This window comes from Enterococcus sp. FSL R5-0957 (assembly GCF_038008005.1).
Taxonomy (GTDB): domain Bacteria; phylum Bacillota; class Bacilli; order Lactobacillales; family Enterococcaceae; genus Enterococcus_B; species Enterococcus_B faecium.
This window is the reverse complement of record NZ_JBBOYG010000001.1, coordinates 1,601,766-1,620,713: the sequence shown is the minus strand read 5'-3', so window position 1 is coordinate 1,620,713 and position 18,948 is coordinate 1,601,766. Positions and strand designations below refer to the sequence as shown.

Annotated in this window: 18 protein-coding genes and 1 riboswitch; of the genes, 16 read left to right on the top strand and 2 right to left on the bottom strand. The window is 37.7% G+C overall.

The annotated features are described in order from the left end of the window. Positions 1 to 5: 5 nt before the first annotated feature. The 5 genes from MKX69_RS07810 (at position 6) to MKX69_RS07790 (ending at position 6,034) form a co-directional block, all read left to right on the top strand. Complete coding sequence (locus MKX69_RS07810; protein ID WP_002294391.1) at positions 6 to 722, top strand: pseudouridine synthase; 717 nt, start codon at positions 6 to 8, stop codon at positions 720 to 722. An 81-nt stretch (positions 723 to 803) separates the two neighbouring features. Further along, a riboswitch (FMN riboswitch) is annotated at positions 804 to 928 on the top strand. 122 nt (positions 929 to 1,050) lie between these two features. After that, positions 1,051 to 1,662: an ECF transporter S component gene (locus tag MKX69_RS07805; RefSeq protein ID WP_341009648.1), complete on the top strand. Its 612-nt coding sequence runs from the start codon at positions 1,051 to 1,053 to the stop codon at positions 1,660 to 1,662. A 380-nt stretch (positions 1,663 to 2,042) separates the two neighbouring features. Next, positions 2,043 to 3,566 (top strand): YfcC family protein, encoded by a 1,524-nt coding sequence (locus MKX69_RS07800; protein ID WP_002290168.1) that lies wholly within the window; start codon positions 2,043 to 2,045, stop codon positions 3,564 to 3,566. 236 nt (positions 3,567 to 3,802) lie between these two features. Continuing rightward, positions 3,803 to 5,143, top strand: a complete 1,341-nt coding sequence (locus MKX69_RS07795; RefSeq protein WP_002294399.1) for a M20 family metallopeptidase — start codon at positions 3,803 to 3,805, stop codon at positions 5,141 to 5,143. A 153-nt stretch (positions 5,144 to 5,296) separates the two neighbouring features. Beyond that, on the top strand, positions 5,297 to 6,034 hold the full coding sequence (locus tag MKX69_RS07790) for an alpha/beta hydrolase (protein ID WP_341009645.1): 738 nt from the start codon (positions 5,297 to 5,299) through the stop codon (positions 6,032 to 6,034). Between the two features lie 164 nt (positions 6,035 to 6,198). On the opposite strand, the gene MKX69_RS07785 is transcribed toward MKX69_RS07790, so the two are convergent. Beyond that, on the bottom strand, positions 6,199 to 6,420 hold the full coding sequence (locus tag MKX69_RS07785; RefSeq protein ID WP_341009643.1) for a ferredoxin: 222 nt from the start codon (positions 6,418 to 6,420) through the stop codon (positions 6,199 to 6,201). Between the two features lie 30 nt (positions 6,421 to 6,450). Between MKX69_RS07785 and MKX69_RS07780 the strand changes: the two genes are divergently transcribed. From MKX69_RS07780 to cmk, 4 genes are all read left to right on the top strand, one after another. After that, the gene (locus MKX69_RS07780; protein ID WP_341009641.1) at positions 6,451 to 7,482 is read left to right on the top strand and encodes a helix-turn-helix domain-containing protein; all 1,032 of its coding nucleotides are present in this window, start codon (positions 6,451 to 6,453) and stop codon (positions 7,480 to 7,482) included. Next, positions 7,469 to 8,872: a RecQ family ATP-dependent DNA helicase gene (locus MKX69_RS07775; protein WP_341009639.1), complete on the top strand. Its 1,404-nt coding sequence runs from the start codon at positions 7,469 to 7,471 to the stop codon at positions 8,870 to 8,872. Before MKX69_RS07780 ends, MKX69_RS07775 begins: the two co-directional genes overlap by 14 nt. Before the next feature lie 65 nt (positions 8,873 to 8,937). Next, positions 8,938 to 9,573: an SAG1386/EF1546 family surface-associated protein gene (locus tag MKX69_RS07770; protein ID WP_002294404.1), complete on the top strand. Its 636-nt coding sequence runs from the start codon at positions 8,938 to 8,940 to the stop codon at positions 9,571 to 9,573. Between the two features lie 48 nt (positions 9,574 to 9,621). Further along, complete coding sequence (gene cmk / locus MKX69_RS07765) at positions 9,622 to 10,302, top strand: (d)CMP kinase (protein ID WP_002294405.1); 681 nt, start codon at positions 9,622 to 9,624, stop codon at positions 10,300 to 10,302. A gap of 13 nt (positions 10,303 to 10,315) precedes the next feature. Here the strand turns inward: cmk and MKX69_RS07760 are convergent, their stop codons facing one another. After that, positions 10,316 to 11,275, bottom strand: a complete 960-nt coding sequence (locus MKX69_RS07760; RefSeq protein WP_002330482.1) for an IS30 family transposase — start codon at positions 11,273 to 11,275, stop codon at positions 10,316 to 10,318. A gap of 226 nt (positions 11,276 to 11,501) precedes the next feature. Between MKX69_RS07760 and rpsA the strand changes: the two genes are divergently transcribed. From rpsA to MKX69_RS07725, 7 genes are all read left to right on the top strand, one after another. After that, a complete protein-coding gene (gene rpsA / locus MKX69_RS07755) occupies positions 11,502 to 12,731 on the top strand; it encodes a 30S ribosomal protein S1 (RefSeq protein WP_341009635.1) in 1,230 nt (409 codons plus the stop codon). Positions 12,732 to 12,912: 181 nt separating this feature from the next. Beyond that, positions 12,913 to 14,223 carry a ribosome biogenesis GTPase Der gene (gene der / locus MKX69_RS07750; RefSeq protein WP_002296982.1) on the top strand — a complete coding sequence of 437 codons (1,311 nt, stop codon included), beginning with the start codon at positions 12,913 to 12,915 and terminating at the stop codon, positions 14,221 to 14,223. A 242-nt stretch (positions 14,224 to 14,465) separates the two neighbouring features. Then, entirely contained in the window at positions 14,466 to 14,741 is a 276-nt protein-coding gene (locus MKX69_RS07745) for an HU family DNA-binding protein (RefSeq protein WP_002290178.1), read from the top strand. Positions 14,742 to 14,972: 231 nt separating this feature from the next. After that, complete coding sequence (locus tag MKX69_RS07740; protein WP_002293280.1) at positions 14,973 to 15,932, top strand: IS30-like element IS6770 family transposase; 960 nt, start codon at positions 14,973 to 14,975, stop codon at positions 15,930 to 15,932. A gap of 111 nt (positions 15,933 to 16,043) precedes the next feature. Next, positions 16,044 to 17,090 carry a hypothetical protein gene (locus MKX69_RS07735; RefSeq protein ID WP_341009632.1) on the top strand — a complete coding sequence of 349 codons (1,047 nt, stop codon included), beginning with the start codon at positions 16,044 to 16,046 and terminating at the stop codon, positions 17,088 to 17,090. Between the two features lies 1 nt (position 17,091). Further along, on the top strand, positions 17,092 to 18,351 hold the full coding sequence (locus MKX69_RS07730; protein ID WP_002298134.1) for a tetratricopeptide repeat protein: 1,260 nt from the start codon (positions 17,092 to 17,094) through the stop codon (positions 18,349 to 18,351). A gap of 5 nt (positions 18,352 to 18,356) precedes the next feature. Next, entirely contained in the window at positions 18,357 to 18,938 is a 582-nt protein-coding gene (locus tag MKX69_RS07725; protein WP_341009630.1) for a ReoY family proteolytic degradation factor, read from the top strand. Positions 18,939 to 18,948 lie beyond the last annotated feature (10 nt).

Below are 18,948 nucleotides of genomic sequence, written 5' to 3'. Positions count from 1 at the left end.
TTGTAATGGAGAGATTGCAGAAAGTAATTGCCCACGCTGGCATCACTTCTCGTCGAAAAGCAGAAGAATTCATCCTTGCAGGACGTGTAAAAGTAAACGGACAAGTTGTAAGGGAATTAGGGATAAAAGTTGGGAAACATGACACTGTGGAAGTGGATGAAGTCCCAATTTATCAAGAAGAATACGGTTATTATTTATTGTACAAACCTAAAGGAGTTATTTCTGCTGTTGCAGATGACAAAGGAAGAAAAGTTGTTACGGATCTTTTGCCGATGGTAAAAGAACGTATCTATCCTGTAGGTCGACTGGATTACGATACTTCGGGGATCTTGCTACTGACAAATGATGGAGATTTTGCTCAGCGCCTGACACATCCAAAACATGAAGTGGATAAAGTTTACGTTGCAAAGGTAAAAGGGATCGCTACAAAATCGATGCTTGCACCTTTGACAAAAGGAATAAAGATCGAAGGACGAAAAACATCTCCAGCTAAATTCCAAATTTTATCAGTGGATCCTAAGACAAACCACAGTATCGTGGAATTGACGATCCACGAAGGACGTAATCATCAAGTGAAAAATATGCTTCAAGCAGTTGGTCTTCCTGTGCAAAAACTAAAACGTGAAAAATACGGAGATCTGACTTTACAAGGCCTACGTCCTGGGGATTACCGTGAACTGAACAAAAAAGAAGTCAGCAGTTTGCTGAATCACTCAAAATGAACACTTACTTTTTATAAGTGTTAGATGTTGCGTTTTTTGAATAGATATGTATAATGAATATGTAAACAAAAATTATATAAGGTTCGTCTTCAGGGGCAGGGTGAAATTCCCGACCGGTGGTTATAGTCCACGACCTATTTTGCAAAAAATAGCTGAATCGGTGAAATTCCGATACCGACAGTATAGTCTGGATAAAGAAGATAGAGCTTATTTGACGACGCTTGATCAAATAACTCTAACTCTATTTTCCCTGGAAAATAGAGTTTTTTCATTTGGAGAGAAACGTCAAAAAGTTCGCTGAAGAGGAGTCCTAACAGGAGGATTTCAAATGAAGAACACCCGTGTACAGAAAATGGTTGCAGTAGCGATGTTTGCTGCGATCGCATTAGTTTTACAGTATTTTGCTTTTCCGATCATGCCGGCTTTTAGTTTTTTGAAGATCGATTTTAGTGATATCCCGGTATTGATCAGCATGTTCTTATTCGGTCCAGCGACCGGAGTTGCAACAGCGTTCTTGCGTTCAGTATTACATCTGCTGACTACAGGTTTTTCTCCGGATAATTTGGTAGGAGACACTGCTAGTTTCTTATCAACAACGATCTTTACATTCCCGATTTATTATTTCTTTAGTGTAAAGAAACAGCATAAAGGAAGAAACAAATTTTTAGGTGTCATTACAGGAACCATCGCTCTAACTATTTTTATGAGTATCGCAAATTATTTCGTTATTACGCCTCTTTACTTAATGTTTTTAGGACTGAACGCAACACAGATGCTGGGCATGTCTTTAGCAAACTATGTACTGATTGGGATCGTTCCTTTCAACTTGATCAAAGGATTCATCGTGAGTGCTGTCTTTTTAGTGCTGCATGCGCAACTTCTTCCATGGTTAAGTCGAAAACAACATCAGTTCGAACAACGTCATACAGCAGTCAAATAAATATCAAAAAGATCAAGAAATTTCTTGGTCTTTTTTTTTTTTGGAAAAAAATACAAGACATGCAATAATGTAAACGTTTTATTTGTTTGTTTTGAGTATTTTTTTGATTTATGCATAAAAATCAATCAATTCTTTACAAATGTGAAATTCTTCTCATTTTAAAAGACGAAAATGTTTGTTTATAAAAAAAAGGAAACGCTACAATGAAAAAGAAGAAAGCTTTAAAAACCTGTAAAAAGAGGAGGGAATAGGGAAAAACGAACTTTTTGAACAAAAGTTTTACAAAATGCGTGTTATTATTTTTGTTCTGATACTCTTTTTGATAAAATAACATTAGAGCCAAAATTGTTGTCTCTAACGGAAAAGAAAGGAAGAAGAAGATGGAACAAACAAAAAAGAAAAAATTTCAAATGCCTTCAGCGTATACGGTCTTATTTATTATTATTGCAGTAATCGCTGTACTTACTTGGTTTATACCAGCTGGGCACTATAGTGTAGACGATGCAGGCAACATCGTCGCTGGATCATATGAACGAGTACAACAAAATCCTCAAGGGCTGTGGGATATTTTCATGGCGCCAATCAATGGGATGCTAGGTGTACCAGCGGGGGAGCTAACTAAAGAAACACCTGCTGCAATCCCAATCTCTTTCTTCATTTTGGTTGTTGGTGGATTTTTAGGTATTATCAACAAAACAGGGGCACTAGATGCCGGGATTGCTTCAGTTGTGAAGAAATTCAAAGGAAAAGAAAAAATGCTTATTCCAGTATTGATGCTGTTATTTGCATTAGGCGGCTCTACTTACGGAATGGCAGAAGAAACGATTCCATTCTATGCTTTACTGATCCCAGTCATGATGGCTGTAGGCTTTGATACAGTAGTAGCTGTAGCAATCGTATTAGTAGGGTCTCAAGTAGGCTGTCTAGCTTCAACGGTAAATCCTTTTGCAACAGGCGTAGCTTCACAAGCTGTTGGGATTTCGATGGGTGAAGGTATTGGTCTTCGATTCTTGATGTTCGTTATTTTGTTAGCTATTTCTATTGTATATGTGTATCGTTATGCATCAAAGATCGAAAAAGATCCAACAAAATCATTAGTATACAACCAACGTAAAGAAGATATGAAGCATTTCGATATTGAAGCAATCGGTCGTCAAGAAGTAATCACGAAAAAACAAAAACATGTTAATGTATTGTTCTTTATTACTTTTGGTATCATGATCATCAGTTTGATTCCTTGGACAACCTTGAATGCGAATTTCACGATTTTTGAATCATTGACAAACTGGTTAACAAACCTTCCGGTACTAGGTACGGTTCTAGGTAAAAGCATGCTTCCATTAGGTGACTGGTACTTCCCAGAAATTACTATGTTATTCTTAGTAATGTCCATCGTAGTAGCAATCACTTATGGCATGAAAGAGTCTGAATTTGTCTCTGAATTTTTAGCTGGTGCTTCTGATTTGATCGGTGTAGCAATCGTAGTAGCTGTTGCTCGTGGTATCCAAGTGGTTATGAACAATGGATTAATCACAGACACCATCTTACATTGGGGCGAACAAGGATTAAGTTCATTATCTTCAAGTGTATTCATCATTATTACATTTATTTTCTATATCCCTATGTCATTCTTGATTCCTTCAACTTCCGGCTTAGCTGCTGCAACAATGGGAATCATGGGACCTATGGGTGAATTTGCCGGCGTCGGTAAGGATTTAGTAATCACTGCTTATCAATCTGCATCTGGTTTAGTAAACTTAATTACACCAACATCTGCTATCGTAATGGGTGCTGTAGCAATTGCTCGTTTCGATGTTTCAGTGTGGTGGAAATTTACCGGTAAATTAATTGCGATATTATTTGTAGCCATCTGTGTGATCCTAGGTGTAGCAGCAATGTTCTAAACCTAGACAAATACAGGTACAAGGTCTATCATAAGAATGAAGAAACCGATAAACGGCTATCGATAAGCACGTGGACAAGTCAATAGCTCCATTCAGTGAGTGTTTTTTCTTTCATCATTTGTTAAGAACATTCTGCTTGCTGATGGAGCAGGCTTAAAACGTCATTATTTGAGAAGAAGAGGTTGTGTCGGAGGAATTTGACATGACCCTTTTTAACATATTAGGAGGATAATATCATGAAAAAATTTGTGACAGAACAACATCATGAACAAGCATTAGAATCATTGAGCGAATTGATCCGAATTCCTTCCGTACTAGATGAAGCAGATTCAGGACAAGGACATCCCTTCGGTAAAAAAGTGATTGAAGCTTTGGATAAAGTATTGGAAATCAGTGAAAAGCTAGGATTTAGAACATTTAAAGATCCAGAAGGCTATTACGGTTATTCAGAGATTGGCTCTGGAGATGAATTATTCGGTATCTTGTGTCATATGGACGTTGTTCCAGCAGGGGACGAAAATAATTGGGAAACAAAACCATTCGATCCAACTATAAAAGACGGCTGGTTAGTTGGTCGCGGATCCCAAGATGACAAAGGTCCTTCTATTGCGGCAATGTATGCCGTCAAAGCTTTGATTGATGCTGGCGTGGAATTCAAGACACGTATTCGTTTTATCTTTGGTACAGATGAAGAAAATTTATGGCGTTGTTTAGAAAAATATAACGAAAAAGAAGAAGGAATTACGCAAGGATTTGCGCCAGATGCTGAATTTCCTTTAATTTATGCAGAAAAAGGCTTATTGCAAGCTTACTTGACAGGACCAGGAACGAACGAGTTTTCTGTAAAAGCTGGAGGAGCGTTGAATGTTGTTCCTGATGCAGCTCCTTACTCTGGAGAAAAGCTTTCTGAAGTAAAAGAAGCATTGAAAAAACACGAATTCGATTTCGAAGAACAAGGTGAAGGCATCGTCGTTCTTGGTAAAAGTATCCACGCGAAAGATGCAGCACAAGGAGTGAATGCTATTTCTCGTCTGGCAATTGCTCTTTCAGAAGTATTCGATTTTGGCCCAATCAATTTCTTAGGAAAATTAGTTCAAGAAAATGCAACTGGTGAAGCTGTCGTGGGCAAAACAGAAGATGAACAATCCGGCGAGCTAACGATGAACTTTGCAAGTTTGGAAATCACACCAGAACAAACAAAAATCGGTGTAGATATGAGAATCCCTGTTACATTCAAGAAAGATGATTTAGTAGCTAAATTAACTAAAACAGCAGAAAAATATGGGTTGACTTATGAAGAATTTGACTTCCTTGATTCATTATACGTGCCACTAGACAGTGAGTTAGTGAAAAATCTATTGGGGACATATCGCGATATTACTGGAGACATGACTGAACCGTTTGTATCAGGCGGCGCTACTTTTGCTCGTACGATGAACCAGTGTGTGGCATTCGGTGCGATGTTCCCTGATACTCCTGACTTTATGCACCAGGCGAATGAACGATGGGAATTAAGTAGTATGTATAAAGCAATGGAAATTTATGCAGAAGCTGTGTATCGTTTATGTGCTAAATAAAAATAAACATACAAAAAGGGCGAATATTCAAATGGATATTCCGTCTTTTTTTATTTGATGCTGGAAAGTTTGCATTTCTCTCTTATTTTTTTTTAGGTATAATCATACTTGATTAAGAAAAAGGGGTCACTCAGATAGAAAAGGTGGGAGAAAGTGAAAATATTTAGACGAATACTAATTGGCTTAGTCATCATTTTAGGATTACTCGGTGGAGCCGGTTATTACTATATACAGCAAAATACGTACGAACCATCGTCAGAAGCGCAAGTGTTGGTAAAAGAAGGAAAAAACAAAGAAGATTACTTATTTTTTGAAGGAGAGAAAAAGAATCATGGAAAGTCTCCATTACTTATTTTTTATCCTGGTGCTCTCGTAGAGCCAGAAAGTTATAGTATTTGGGCGCAAGATTTAGCAAAAAACGGCTTTTCAGTCGCTATTGTCAAAATGCCACTTGATCTAGCAGTGATGGGCGGAAACAAAGCGGATAAGGTCAAAGAAGATTTTCCAAATTCCGATTATGTGATCGGTGGTCATTCATTAGGTGGCGTAATGGCAAGTCGTTATGTCAATAAGAATCATTCAGACAAACATTTAAAAGGGGTATTCTTCATGGCAAGTTATCCCGACAAAAAAGGAACATTGACAGAATCAGCTGTCCCTGTTTTATCGATCACGGCGACAAAAGATAAAGTATTGAATCAGGAAGCTTATCAAGAAGCTAAGCAGTATTTACCGGAAAGAACAGAGTGTGTATCAATCAATGGCGGAAATCATGGAGGTTTTGGCAGCTATGGTGAGCAAAAAGGAGATGGAGAGGCAGAAATTTCTAACGCAGACCAGCAAACTGTGATCGTCAATACATTGGAAAACTGGCTGAAAAAGTTGAAATAATATAAATGGGTCCTATAGGGTCCGTGAAAAAACTAGTCAATTAACTATAGATAGCAAATGAATCTTTCAAAATAAGTCGGGATTTCACGGAACAAGAGAAACAGATCCCGGCTTATTTTCAAGTTTAGAGAACTTAGTGTACGTTTTTAAAGTTTCGTTTATATTTATATTTTATTTTCTAATAAAATCGCTCGAACTGGACATTTTTGATACGCTTTTTTTACATATGTTTCTTCTTCCGGCATCACGAACTGTTGATGAGCCTCTGGTTCTTGGGCAAATAAAACGATTCCTTCTTCATCATAATCGAAAATATCTGGCGTTTCGATTTGACAAAGACCGCATGCAATACAGCGTTCAGGTACAAGTTTACATAGTAGTGACATTTCTAACCATCCTAACTTAAGGAGAATAATATGATTGTTTTTATTTTATCGCTATTTTCATCAGGACACAAGCTGCGGATTAGTTCTCTTTACCAACTCCTTGTGGGAAAACGAACGACTTCAGTACTTATTTATGGATTTACCCACGAACTTTTGTTTATCCATAACTGTTTTCCAGAATTGAAGCAGGATAAGTTTTATCAAATTTTGCAAAAAATTGCGCAGCAAGGTTGGATCGAAATAAATGAAAATGAAGCAAAGCTAACGCCTGTAGGGGCTGATATGTTTTCCGAACATCAAATAGAACATACTGGTTTGCGTTTTGACCGCTATGGCAGAACAGGGGAAACTAGTTGGCGGCTCATTAAATTTGCTGTTCAAGTAATTTCTAATCTGGCAACGGGTATTCAAGACTATCTTCCAGCAGAGACAAGTCCTTTTTATACTTTCCAACTAAAAAAATGGCTTAGTGAAAGCCAATTGCCACGTGAAATTTTGATTGATACTGCGTATGAGAGTTTGATGCAGCTGTTTTCGGAGATACCAGAAGAAGCAGCAGATTTTTTAGCTAACCAATTATCTGGAAATGAGCGAACAGGGCTGCTTCCTTATCAGCTGGCAAAAAACAATGATGAGTCAGCGGTTTATCTGCAACAAAGCAGATGTATCCACCTTTTGTTAGCACAAATCGAAAAACGGCCAGATTCGCTTTGGCACGCTTTGATCGATTCATTATTACAGCAAAAATTCAATCAAAGTATGATGATCACCAAGCAGATGTTTATGAATGGTCAGACAATTGACCAGATCATGGCAATCCGTCATTTAAAAAGAGGAACAGTAACAGATCATCTTATTGAGTGGGCCTTGTTTTTTGATGATTTTCCATACGAGCGGATTCTCTCTGCAGAAACAATCGAACGTTTGGAACCAAATAAGGATTCCGTGCGAGAGTGGCGCTTTAGCGAATGGAATGTAGATGGACAATTAGATTATGGAGAATTTCGTTTGTATCAAATCTATCTATTGAGAAAGGAAGCGATACAGAATGTTAATAAATGAATTAAAAAAATATTTTGGATTTGATTCATTTCGTCCCGGCCAAGAAGAAATCATTCAGGCGTTGCTTGATGGAGAAGATACTCTCGCTATTTTGCCTACAGGAACGGGAAAAAGCCTTTGCTATCAATTGACGGGGTATTTAATGGAAGGTCTGGTCATCATCGTGTCACCGCTGCTTTCTCTAATGGAAGATCAAGTGACGCAATTACAAAAACGAGGGGAGAAACGAGTAGCTGCTTTCAATAGTTTACTTTCGCAATCTGAAAGAAGATACGTCCTCCGTCATCTATCGCAATATAAATTTTTGTTTTTGAGTCCCGAAATGTTGACTAATCCTTCTCTTTTAGAGCATCTGAAAAAACAAAATATTGCGTTATATATAGTAGATGAGGCTCATTGCGTGTCTCAATGGGGAGTTGATTTCCGTCCAGAATATCAACAGTTAGGGAAAATCCGAAAGCTTTTAGGAAACCCGGTCACACTGGCACTAACGGCGACAGCAACAGATTTAGTAGCAAGAGATATACGTCATGTACTATTTGATCGACCACCAAAAGAGATCAGACAATCAGTCAATCGGCAAAATATCTCGCTTTTTGTTCGGAAAACGCAGCAAAAAGAACAAGAACTTGAACACTTCATGGAAAGAGCACAAGGAGCGGCAATCATTTATTGTGCAACAAAAAAAGAAGTCGAACGCTTGTATCATTTATTCAGGGAACGTTTTACAGTTGGATACTATCACGGTGGTCTTGATGCAGCTCAAAGAAGACAACTTCAACAGCAGTTTGTAAAAAATCAGCTGCAGTTTCTCATTGCTACGAATGCATTTGGTATGGGGATCGATAAATCTGATATCCGTTATGTGGTCCATTATGATTTGCCAGACAGTCTAGAAAACTATGTACAAGAAATCGGTCGAGCAGGCAGAGATCAGGAAGAAAGTGCAGCAATTCTTTTTTATCAAAGTGGGGATGAACGTATCCATTATTTCTTTAATCAACTTTCTAGAGAACAGCGACAAAGTTTTGAGCTTTATTTGGAATATGCCACAGAGCAAGCTCCCTTTGATGAGCTGCAAAAAAAATGGATGGAGCTGATCCAGCAGTCTGAAAAACCAGAAAATTGGGTGGAACGGCTCAAACGTCAGGAAAAAGAAAAAGAATTCCGCCTGCAGCAGATGCTTCGCTATATTAATGAAGAAAACTGCCGCAGAAAATTCATCTTAGCTTATTTTGGCGAAAAACTCTCCGAAAAGCCGCAGAATTGTTGTGATATTGATGGAGCAAAAGCAGAACTTCTGCCAAAGAGGAAGCTTTTTTCTAAGACTGAACAACTTCATTGGGAAACGATTTTACTAAATTTATTTAAAAAAAACATGGAACATTGATTTTTTAGGACAAGACACTTTTTCCTATGGTATAATACACACGATAGAGTTTAGGAGGTAAAACAGTGAGCAGAAAAGATAGACATCAATCTACAGAAAATAACGAAACACAAGAACCATGGGAACAACCAATCTACGATACAGATGATGAAGTTTCATCAAGAAGTTCTCAGAGACAACAAAAGAAAGGAAATACATTATTTCTTTCGCTATTTTTGATTTTACTGGTCTTATGTATCGCTATTCCAGCAGGTGCTTATTTCTGGATCAGAAATGGATCAAGCAACAATGCAACAGCAGCAACTTCTTCTGAAACTTCGACATCAGTAGTAGAAAGTTCTACAAGTACAACAAAAGAGGAGTCAACTGAGACTTCAACAGTAGAATCTAGTACAATCGCGGAAGAATCTACTGTGTCTCAAGATACAGGTGTAACGTCAGAAAGCAGTATTGCAGCAGAGACAACACCGACTTCCTCAAGTGAGGCAACTTATCAAGCAGGGGATTCAAGCAGCAATGCAGCAGAAACAACACCTTCTTCATCAGCTGCAGCCGGTTCAACAACGACTGTTCAAGCAGGCGAAGGTCCAAAACAAGTGGCTGAGCGTGCAGGGATCACCACTGATCAATTGTTTGAATTGAATGGCTTAGATCCAAACAACTTTATGCTTTACCCTGGTCAAGAATTAAGAATTAAATAATAATAGCCGCGCTTTGCGGCTTTTTTTTTGAGAAAAAGGAGTTATATCATGACACAAATCAGTATTGCAATCGACGGGCCTGCTTCATCTGGGAAAAGTACCGTTGCCAAGATATTAGCAAAAGAATTGAATTATATTTATACAGATACCGGTGCCATGTATCGCGCAGTAACTTATTTAGCTATTACGAACAATGTATCTTTTTCAGATGAAGAAGGGCTAGTTTCGCTGATCAAAAAGTATCCTATCTCTTTTTCGCAACAAGAAGATGGACAGCATGTATTCATAGCATCAAAAGATGTGACATTAGAAATCCGTCAACCAGATGTCACAAAAGCTGTTTCTGAAGTCTCTGCACATGGAAAAGTCAGAGAAGAATTAGTTGCTATCCAACGAAAAATAGGGGAACGCGGTGGCGTTGTCATGGACGGAAGAGACATCGGGACAGCTGTATTACCGAATGCAGAAGTGAAAATCTTTTTAGTAGCAAGCGTAAGTGAGCGTGCAGAAAGACGTTTCAAAGAGAACCAAGAAAAAGGAATTCCGACTGATCTTGAAACACTGACGAAAGAGATACAGGAAAGAGACCATTATGATTCAACAAGGGACGTCTCTCCGCTGAAGCAAGCAGAGGATGCTGTTCGTATCGATACGACTGGCAAATCGATTCCAGAAGTCGTTGCAGCAATAAAAGCTGTTGTTTTGAAAAAAGGTTATCTTCTTTTTTAAATTATCTTAATTGTCAAATTAAGTTAGACAAATCATCAATACTTACGTAACTCAAAAATACTTCCAAAGGTGTTCGATAATCCAGTGATTTTCTAGGAATATTATTTCGTTTAGATGTGACAGATTGAATAAAAGATTCATCTACTGAATTGAAATCCATAGATTTCAATAAACCATCTCTACGTAACAATCCGTTAGAATTCTCGTTTAGGCCTCTTTGAGACGGTGTTCCTGGATCAGCGAAATAAATGGCAATATCATTGGCATTACTGATTTGTTTCCAATTTGAAAATTCCTTTCCACAATCAAAAGTGATGGATTTGAATAGATTTTTCGGTACAGATTCAAACCAATGATTTAATTTTTTTTCAATATCAATCGCTTGTCTACCACACGGTTTCAATGTAATGATAACTTTTGATAATCGTTCAACTAAGGTAATTACAGCACTTTTATGTTTCAGACCTACGATAGTGTCACCTTCAAGGTGACCAAACTCATTTGAGAATTGGCTATAATCTTTTTCACGTTCATGAATAGAGCGGCGGAAAGCTTGTTTTCCACGCCTTTCTTGATGTCCATTCGGTTTACGCTTGCCTTTCATCGGTAAGTCAGAAGGATTAAATAGCCCCTTTTTGAACATACGATAAATGGTACGAGCAGAACAACGAATAGGAAACGCTGCACGACCAACAATCACATCGGGTGTCCATCCTTGAACAACCTTTCTTTGAATATATTCTGATTGTTCCTCGGGTAAAACAAGCGGGCGTCTACCACAGTTTGATTTGTTTTTCTTATACTGTTGATAGTATTCTAAGGCTGATTTTCCTTGCTTGAAGAATAGGTATACTTTATGGATCGTTTGTCTTGAACGATTCAAGCAATGCGCAGTTTTCGCAACAGATTGATTTATTTTGAAATAAGACTCTATCATTACAAGTTCATCCGTTGTAAGATGGGTATAGGTCATTTGTACTCACTCCTTATAATTCTTTGGTCAGAACTATTTTGAGTGTAGCACAAATGGCTTTTTTAGTTGTCTAGCTTAATTTTACAATCGGCGTTAAGAAAAAAAATGAAAAACAATTGTTTTTTCAAGGAAAACGAACGAAATCGCTTTATTTTTTTTGAATAATCAATTAAACTAAAAACAGTACCGTACTTACGGCAGAATGTTGGTTAGGAGGACAAGTGTTATGACAGAATTTGATCAAAATCAAGAGAACAACCAGTCAATGGAAGACGCAATGAAAAGCGTACAAGAAGTAAAAGTTGGCGATGTTGTTAAGGGCGAAGTTTTAGTCATTGAAGACAAACAAGTGATTGTCGGAATCGAAGGGGCTGGAGTTGAAGGAGTCGTTCCGGCAAAAGAATTATCAACTTTGCCGGTAGAAGATATCAGCGAAGTAGTAAAAGTCGGTGATGTATTAGACTTAGTCGTTATCAGTACGATCGGCAAAGATAAAGAAAACGGCAGCTACCTACTTTCAAAACGCCGTTTAGATGCTAAAAAAGTTTGGGAAGATATCGAAAGAGATTTTCAAGAGGGCAAGGTGATCGAAGCACCTGTTACAAATGTTGTCAAAGGCGGTTTAGTCGTTGACGTCGGTGTACGTGGTTTTGTCCCTGCATCAATGGTGGAAGATCATTTTGTTGCAGACTTTTCAGACTATAAAGGCAAAACATTGAGCTTTAAAATCATCGAAATCGAACCATCAGAAAATCGTTTGATCTTATCGCATAAAGCGGTAGTGGAAAACGAAAGAGAAGAAAAGAAAAAAGAAATTCTTTCAACTATCCATGAGGGAGATGTTCTCAGTGGACGTGTTGCACGTCTTACTGATTTTGGCGCATTTGTCGACCTAGGCGGAATTGACGGTCTAGTCCATGTCTCAGAGATTTCACATAGTCATGTAGCAAAACCAAGTGGTGTATTGGCTGTCAATGATGATGTAAATGTCAAAGTGTTGTCTATCAATCCTGAACAAGAACGTGTTTCCTTGTCAATCAAAGACACACAGCCTGGACCTTGGTCAGAAATCGATACAAAAGCTCCAGTTGGCACAGTATTAGACGGAACAGTTAAACGTTTGACAAGCTTCGGTGCCTTTGTTGAAGTGTTCCCTGGAGTAGAAGGGCTAGTCCATATCTCTCAAATTTCACATAAACATATTGCGACACCACATGAAGTGCTTCATGAAGGTGACGAAGTGAAAGTGAAAGTATTAGAGATCCATCCAGAAGAACATCGTATTGCATTGAGTATCAAAGCTTTAGAAGAAAAACCAGCTTCAGAAGAAGAACCAAAAAATGTTGAGTCTTATGAATTACCAGAAGAAAATACTGGATTTACTATGGGAGACATTTTAGGTGATGCGTTGAAAGAAGAAGTAGAAGAAAAAGCAACCGATGATTCTGAAAAATAATTGATTTTGTATCTGTGACTGAGATGAAAGCAGCTGCTTTTGTCTCAGTTTTTCTTTTGAAAAGCGATTAGTATTTCAATAAGGAATAAAAATACTTCGTTTAATTGACAATCTATGCTTGAAAGTTGGCAATGCATTCGTTAAACTAAGTGAGATTGGAAACTTGTGAGGAGGAAATAATATGGCAAATCCAACAATTGCAATCGTTGGCCGCCCGAACGTCGGTAAGTCTACGATTTTTAACCGCATCGCTGGTGAGCGTATCTCGATTGTCGAAGATACTCCTGGAGTAACTCGTGATCGTATTTATGCAAAAGGTGAATGGTTAGGTCGAGAATTCAGCGTGATCGACACAGGCGGAATTGATCTTGGCGATGAACCTTTTATGGATCAGATCAAGCATCAAGCAGAAATCGCGATTGAAGAAGCAGATGTAATCATTTGTGTAGTCAGCGGACGCGAAGGCGTGACAGACGCAGATGAGATGGTTGCGAAAATTTTATACAGAAGTAATAAACCAGTGATTTTAGCAGTCAATAAAGTAGATAATCCAGAAATGAGAAACGATATCTATGAATTTTATTCCTTAGGGCTAGGCGATCCTTATCCTGTTTCAGGAAGCCATGGACTAGGGATTGGTGATATTTTAGATGAAGCAGTGAAGTATTTCTCTGAAGAGACTGAAGAAGAGGACGACGACACGATTAAGTTTAGTTTGATTGGTCGCCCAAATGTTGGTAAATCCTCTTTGATCAATGCGATTTTAGGAGAAGAACGTGTAATTGTTTCGGATATTGAAGGAACGACCCGAGACGCAATCGACACCCACTTCGTTTCTGAAAGTGGTCAGAAATTCTTAATGATCGATACAGCTGGTATGCGTAAACGCGGAAAAGTATACGAAAATACTGAAAAATACAGCGTGATGCGTGCAATGCGTGCCATTGACCGTTCTGATATCGTTTTGATGGTACTGAATGCTGAAGAAGGGATTCGGGAACAAGACAAGCGAGTAGCGGGTTACGCCCATGAAGCTGGTCGTGGAATTATTATCGTCGTGAATAAATGGGATCTTGTAAAGAAAGAAACCAATACAATGCGTGATTTCGAACAAGAGATTCGTGATGAATTCCGGTATCTTGATTACGCTCCAATCGTTTTTGTTTCTGCAGTGACTAAACAACGGTTGGAACGTCTGCCTGAAATGATCGAACAAGTAAGTATGAACCAGAATCTTCGTATCTCTTCGGCTGTGTTGAATGATATCATTATGGATGCTGTAGCAATCAATCCAACACCAACAGATAAAGGAAAACGCCTGAAGATTTTTTATGCTACACAAGTCGCTGTCAAACCACCTACATTTGTCGTTTTTGTCAATGAAGAGGAATTGATGCATTTTTCTTATGAACGTTTCTTAGAAAATCAAATCAGAAAAGCATTTACTTTTGAAGGGACGTCCATCCGAATTATCCCTCGTAGGAGAAAATAGGCATTTTACCATATCGACGTTTTTTTTTCAAAAGAAAAAGACAGTTTCGTTTGTTACGTTTCTATGACTAAAAAAAGCATGTGAAAATTGGTAAAAACCTTGCTATTAAGCGGTTCATATGATATCGTGATAACAGAATATTGAAGTTAATCAATATTTCTTTTTAAACTTCTGGACCACTCAGAAAGTTTTAACTAAATGATATTTCTATCATATCTCTTGTGGAGGAGGTGAATCTATCCATGGCAAACAAAGCAGAATTAATCGAAAAAGTTGCTTCAGCTACTGATTTAACTAAAAAAGATGCAACTGCAGCAGTAGATGCTGTATTTTCAACTATTCAAGATGCTTTAGCTAACGGCGAAAAAGTTCAATTAATCGGTTTTGGTAACTTTGAAGTTCGCGAACGCGCAGCTCGCAAAGGTCGCAACCCACAAACTGGTGAAGAAATCGAAATTCCAGCTAGCAAAGTACCTGCATTCAAACCAGGTAAAGCATTAAAAGACGCTGTTAAATAAGACAGTTGAAAAAGCGCTTGTGGCTCTAGGGCTACAAGTGCTTTTCTTTTTATTTCCTAGCAGAAAAGAAATAAATAAGAGACAGAGATTCCGAATCCGTATGTCATACATAGAAAACACATGTATTTTATTTAACGCGAATTGTAAAATTAAGTTAGAAAAATAAAAAGGCATTTATGGTACACTCAAATTGTATTTCCGACGAAAGAAAACAAAGGAGTGTAACCATAAATGACCTACAAACATCTTACCATAGACGAACTGACAATGATAGAATCATATTATCTTCAACATAATAAGCCGGTTGAAATCGCTAACCGAATGGGACGTGCTATACAAACTATTTATAATGTAGTCAATAAGTTCAAGCAAGGTAAGACTGCTCTTGATTATTGGCACCAGTATAAAGAAAATAAGAAAAAATGTGGTAGAAAAGTCATTCAATTACCTGCTCATGAAGTAGATTACATTAAAGAGAAAGTCACTCTTGGTTGGACGCCTGACGTCATTATCGGGCGAAAAGAAAGACCTGTTTCATGCGGTATGAGAACCCTTTATCGTTTATTTTCTAAAGGAATATTTGATATTGACACACTACCGATGAAAGGTAAAAGAAAACCCAATGGCCATCAGGAAAAACGGGGAAAACAACAGTATCAGCGCTCAATCCATGATCGACCTGATAATTATCCTGATTTCAATTCTGAGTTTGGTCACCTTGAAGGTGATACGATCGTTGGCATTCATCATAAAAGTGCCGTCATTACTTTAGTTGAAAGATTATCTAAAGTCATTATCACGATTAAACCCAACGGCCGTAAGGCATTAGATATTGAAACTGCCCTTAATCAATGGTTTTCTCGCTTCCCTAAAAACTTCTTTAAATCTATTACGTTTGACTGTGGAAAAGAATTTTCTAACTGGAAAGCCATTAGTAACCAACATGATATTGATATATATTTTGCGGACCCTGGAACACCTTCTCAACGCCCATTAAACGAGAATTCTAACGGGATTCTGCGTCGTAATGGACTGCCGAAATCAATGGATTTTAGAGAAGTGAATCAGACATTTATTTCCAGTGTCAGCAATCAACGTAATCATATTCCAAGAAAATCATTGAATTACAGAACACCAATCGAAATATTTTTGAGCTATGTACAAGAAGCATTTTATTCTAGCTTAATTTGACAAATCATATAATTTTTATTTATTTCCAAGTTATGAGGTGAGCTTTGCTCTTATCTTTTCTAGAATTTGCTTACTAATGGTAAAATAAAAATAAGAAGAGGAGGGATGCGTATGGAACTTGATTATCAAGTAGAAGATGCGTTGACGAAAGTGTTTTACGGAGAAACGCTAGTCAGCCAGCTAAGAGAACTTTCCATTGATCAGCCAATCTTATTTTTAACGAATCAGCGCTATTATGATTTGTTTGCAGATAAGATCAACCCGTTATTTGCAAATCAAGCAAACAATGACTGGTATATTTGTGCCAACACTCAATGCAAACATTTAACAGAATTAAAGAACCTGCTTGATTTCGTCAAACGCTATCCCGAAAATCAATCCATGTTTGTCATCGGATTTGGAAATGAAGGGATCATGGATCTGGCAGGTTTTTTTCAAAAACATACAACCCTTGATTCATCACTATGGATGATCCCTGTATCGATCCGTTCTCTAAGCCGAGCATTAACACCGCAGCGGACGATTTTGCAGCTACCAAATCGTGTAGTACTGCAAACCATCAATCTGCCAGAACGCATCGTTTATGATCAAACGATCAGCGAGCGGCAAGTGGACGGAAAGCAGATTGACTTTTTGACTTTTATCTGTTGCGGAATGATTTGTGATCATCGTTTTTTGCAAAATCTGTATAAAAACTATCCAAATAAAAAGCAATTAACGACTCGGCCGTTTGCCGGGATGATCGAAGAAATGATCTATTTTTATCAATTAGAGGCAGAAAACCTGTCAAATTATGGTAAACTGTTTGAACAAGCTTTTTATCTGACCGAAAATGGCCATCTACTTTCTGCTAGTATGAAAAAATTTTTAGGAATGATGTTTCATTTCGTGTGGAATCTCCAAGCATATCCTTTTGATTTCCAACTAAAAAACTTTTTTGTGTGGCTGGACTTGCTTGGCTATCCAATCCACTGGCTGGAACAGATTTCAAAGATGGAGTATTTGGAAAAAGTTCTTTTTTTGGCAGAAAAAAGCAAAAAAATGCTTGTTTTAGAAAAAATAGGTATAATAGACGGATACCAACGTCCAAACGAAAAAGAATTATTGAGAACAATGACGGTATTTCAACAAATCGTCAGTGAGATAAGAGGGAATTGAAATGAATACAAATAGCGAAAAAATGTTGCAAGCTTTATCAGATGAAGACTTGTCACAAGCACAAATCTTTTTAGAAAAAGCATTAAAAGAAGACCCAGCAGATATATTAGCTGAACTAGGCGAAGAATTGCTGGCTATTGGCTTTTTGATCGAAGCAAAACAGATTTTTGAACAACTGATCAACCAATACCCAGAAAATGACGGACTGAACATCCCGTTAGCAGAAATTGCAATCGAAGATAATGAGATCGACTTAGCTTTTGAATACCTGGAAAAAGTGGATAAGCAAAGTGATTACTATCCGCAAAGCTTATTGGCGATAGCTGATTTGTACCAAGTTATCGGAATCCCTGAAGTGAGTGAAGCAAAATTGAAAGAAGCAGCTGGGTTGCTTCCTGATGAACCATTGATCCAGTTTGCGCTAGCTGAATTGTATTTTTCAGTTGATCGTTTCAAAGAGGCAGCAGTGGTTTATGAAACATTGTTGGCAAGCGGGATAAATGAAATTTCAGGAATCTCGATGCAGGAACGTTTAGGACAATCCTTAAGTATGCAAGGAGAATTCGAAGCAGCTATCGCACCTTTAGAAGAAGCACTGAAAGAAGAAAGGACAGATGATCGACTGTTCCAGCTAGCTTTTACGAATCTTCAATTGAAAGAAAATCAGCAGGCAATCAACTATCTGGAAGAACTTCGAGAAGTTAATCCGCATTATCAATCGTTATATCTATATCTAGGACAAGCTCTTCAAGAAGAAGAAATGATTGAAGAAGCACAAACAGTGTTAGAAGAAGGAATCAAAGAAAATCCTTACCAAGTCGAACTTTATCACCTGGCCTCGGAAAATGCTTTCCGTCTGCATGATAGACAGCGAGCAGAAGAACTTTTACTGAAAGCTTTAGAAGTAGGAGACAAACAAGATGAAACATTACTTACTTTAAGCAATCTTTACTTGGATGATGAAAGATATGAAGATGTGATACAAGTGATCAATCAGATGGAAGAAACTGCTAATCCTTATGCAGAATGGAACCTAGCCCATGCTTATAATGAATTAGAAGACTTTACCGTTGCAGCTGTACACTATGAACAGGCTTATCATGAACTATCACATGAACCAGATTTCTTGAAAGAGTATGCCTTTTTCTTAAGAGAAGAAGGGCAGCTGAAAAGAGCGCAAGAATTATTGACTTATTATTTAACACTTGAACCAGGAGATATGGAGGCACTGTCATTATTAGATGACCTAACAGAGAGGTGAGAAAAATGCTAATTGATGTACGGGAAAAGAAGAATTTTTTAACGTGGATGGTCAATCATGTATCTTTTAGCCGAAGAGAAGTTTTTTGGATCTTGAATTATCTTGCCAATCATGAAGCGATTTTAAGCAATGTCCACTTTGTTGAAGGGGCGAATTTTGCGGATCGAGGACTGCAGATCAGTGATCTATCTGTTGAAGGGGAACCCATGAATTTGTTTTTGCAGGGAAAAGAATTTACGGACACAGACCAGATTTTTCATGAAATCCGTTTGAATTGGAAAAAGCCTTTATATGTGGAATGTATATTCGAAAATGCTTGGCAGACAAGAGAATATCTATCTATCTTAGAAGACAATCCATTTTCTTCTTGGGATTCTTCAGTCAGTGAAGAAGATACTGAATTAATTGAACGATATTTTCAAGAAAAAGAAGAAGAGGCAAAACTAAAAATGCTTTATGCTCAAATCGATCAAGCACTAGAAGATGGAGATAGGGATGCTTTTTTGAAATTATCTGATGAAGTTAACCGAAAGATCCTTTTGCAGACACAAAAGAAAAGTAACCGGGTAAGTGAACATAACAATTAGTTAAAAATAG

Excerpts from the sequence above, each read along its gene's own strand:
- MKX69_RS07795 (WP_002294399.1), top strand. The coding sequence starts at position 3,803 with ATGAAAAAATTTGTGACAGAACAACATCATGAACAAGCATTAGAATCA.
- MKX69_RS07810 (WP_002294391.1), top strand. The coding sequence starts at position 6 with ATGGAGAGATTGCAGAAAGTAATTGCCCACGCTGGCATCACTTCTCGT.
- MKX69_RS07780 (WP_341009641.1), top strand. The coding sequence starts at position 6,451 with ATGATTGTTTTTATTTTATCGCTATTTTCATCAGGACACAAGCTGCGG.
- MKX69_RS07775 (WP_341009639.1), top strand. The coding sequence starts at position 7,469 with ATGTTAATAAATGAATTAAAAAAATATTTTGGATTTGATTCATTTCGT.
- rpsA (WP_341009635.1), top strand. The coding sequence starts at position 11,502 with ATGACAGAATTTGATCAAAATCAAGAGAACAACCAGTCAATGGAAGAC.
- MKX69_RS07730 (WP_002298134.1), top strand. The coding sequence starts at position 17,092 with ATGAATACAAATAGCGAAAAAATGTTGCAAGCTTTATCAGATGAAGAC.
- der (WP_002296982.1), top strand. The coding sequence starts at position 12,913 with ATGGCAAATCCAACAATTGCAATCGTTGGCCGCCCGAACGTCGGTAAG.
- MKX69_RS07735 (WP_341009632.1), top strand. The coding sequence starts at position 16,044 with ATGGAACTTGATTATCAAGTAGAAGATGCGTTGACGAAAGTGTTTTAC.
- MKX69_RS07785 (WP_341009643.1), bottom strand. The coding sequence starts at position 6,420 with ATGTCACTACTATGTAAACTTGTACCTGAACGCTGTATTGCATGCGGT.
- MKX69_RS07725 (WP_341009630.1), top strand. The coding sequence starts at position 18,357 with ATGCTAATTGATGTACGGGAAAAGAAGAATTTTTTAACGTGGATGGTC.
- MKX69_RS07740 (WP_002293280.1), top strand. The coding sequence starts at position 14,973 with ATGACCTACAAACATCTTACCATAGACGAACTGACAATGATAGAATCA.
- MKX69_RS07760 (WP_002330482.1), bottom strand. The coding sequence starts at position 11,275 with ATGACCTATACCCATCTTACAACGGATGAACTTGTAATGATAGAGTCT.
- MKX69_RS07745 (WP_002290178.1), top strand. The coding sequence starts at position 14,466 with ATGGCAAACAAAGCAGAATTAATCGAAAAAGTTGCTTCAGCTACTGAT.
- MKX69_RS07805 (WP_341009648.1), top strand. The coding sequence starts at position 1,051 with ATGAAGAACACCCGTGTACAGAAAATGGTTGCAGTAGCGATGTTTGCT.
- cmk (WP_002294405.1), top strand. The coding sequence starts at position 9,622 with ATGACACAAATCAGTATTGCAATCGACGGGCCTGCTTCATCTGGGAAA.
- MKX69_RS07800 (WP_002290168.1), top strand. The coding sequence starts at position 2,043 with ATGGAACAAACAAAAAAGAAAAAATTTCAAATGCCTTCAGCGTATACG.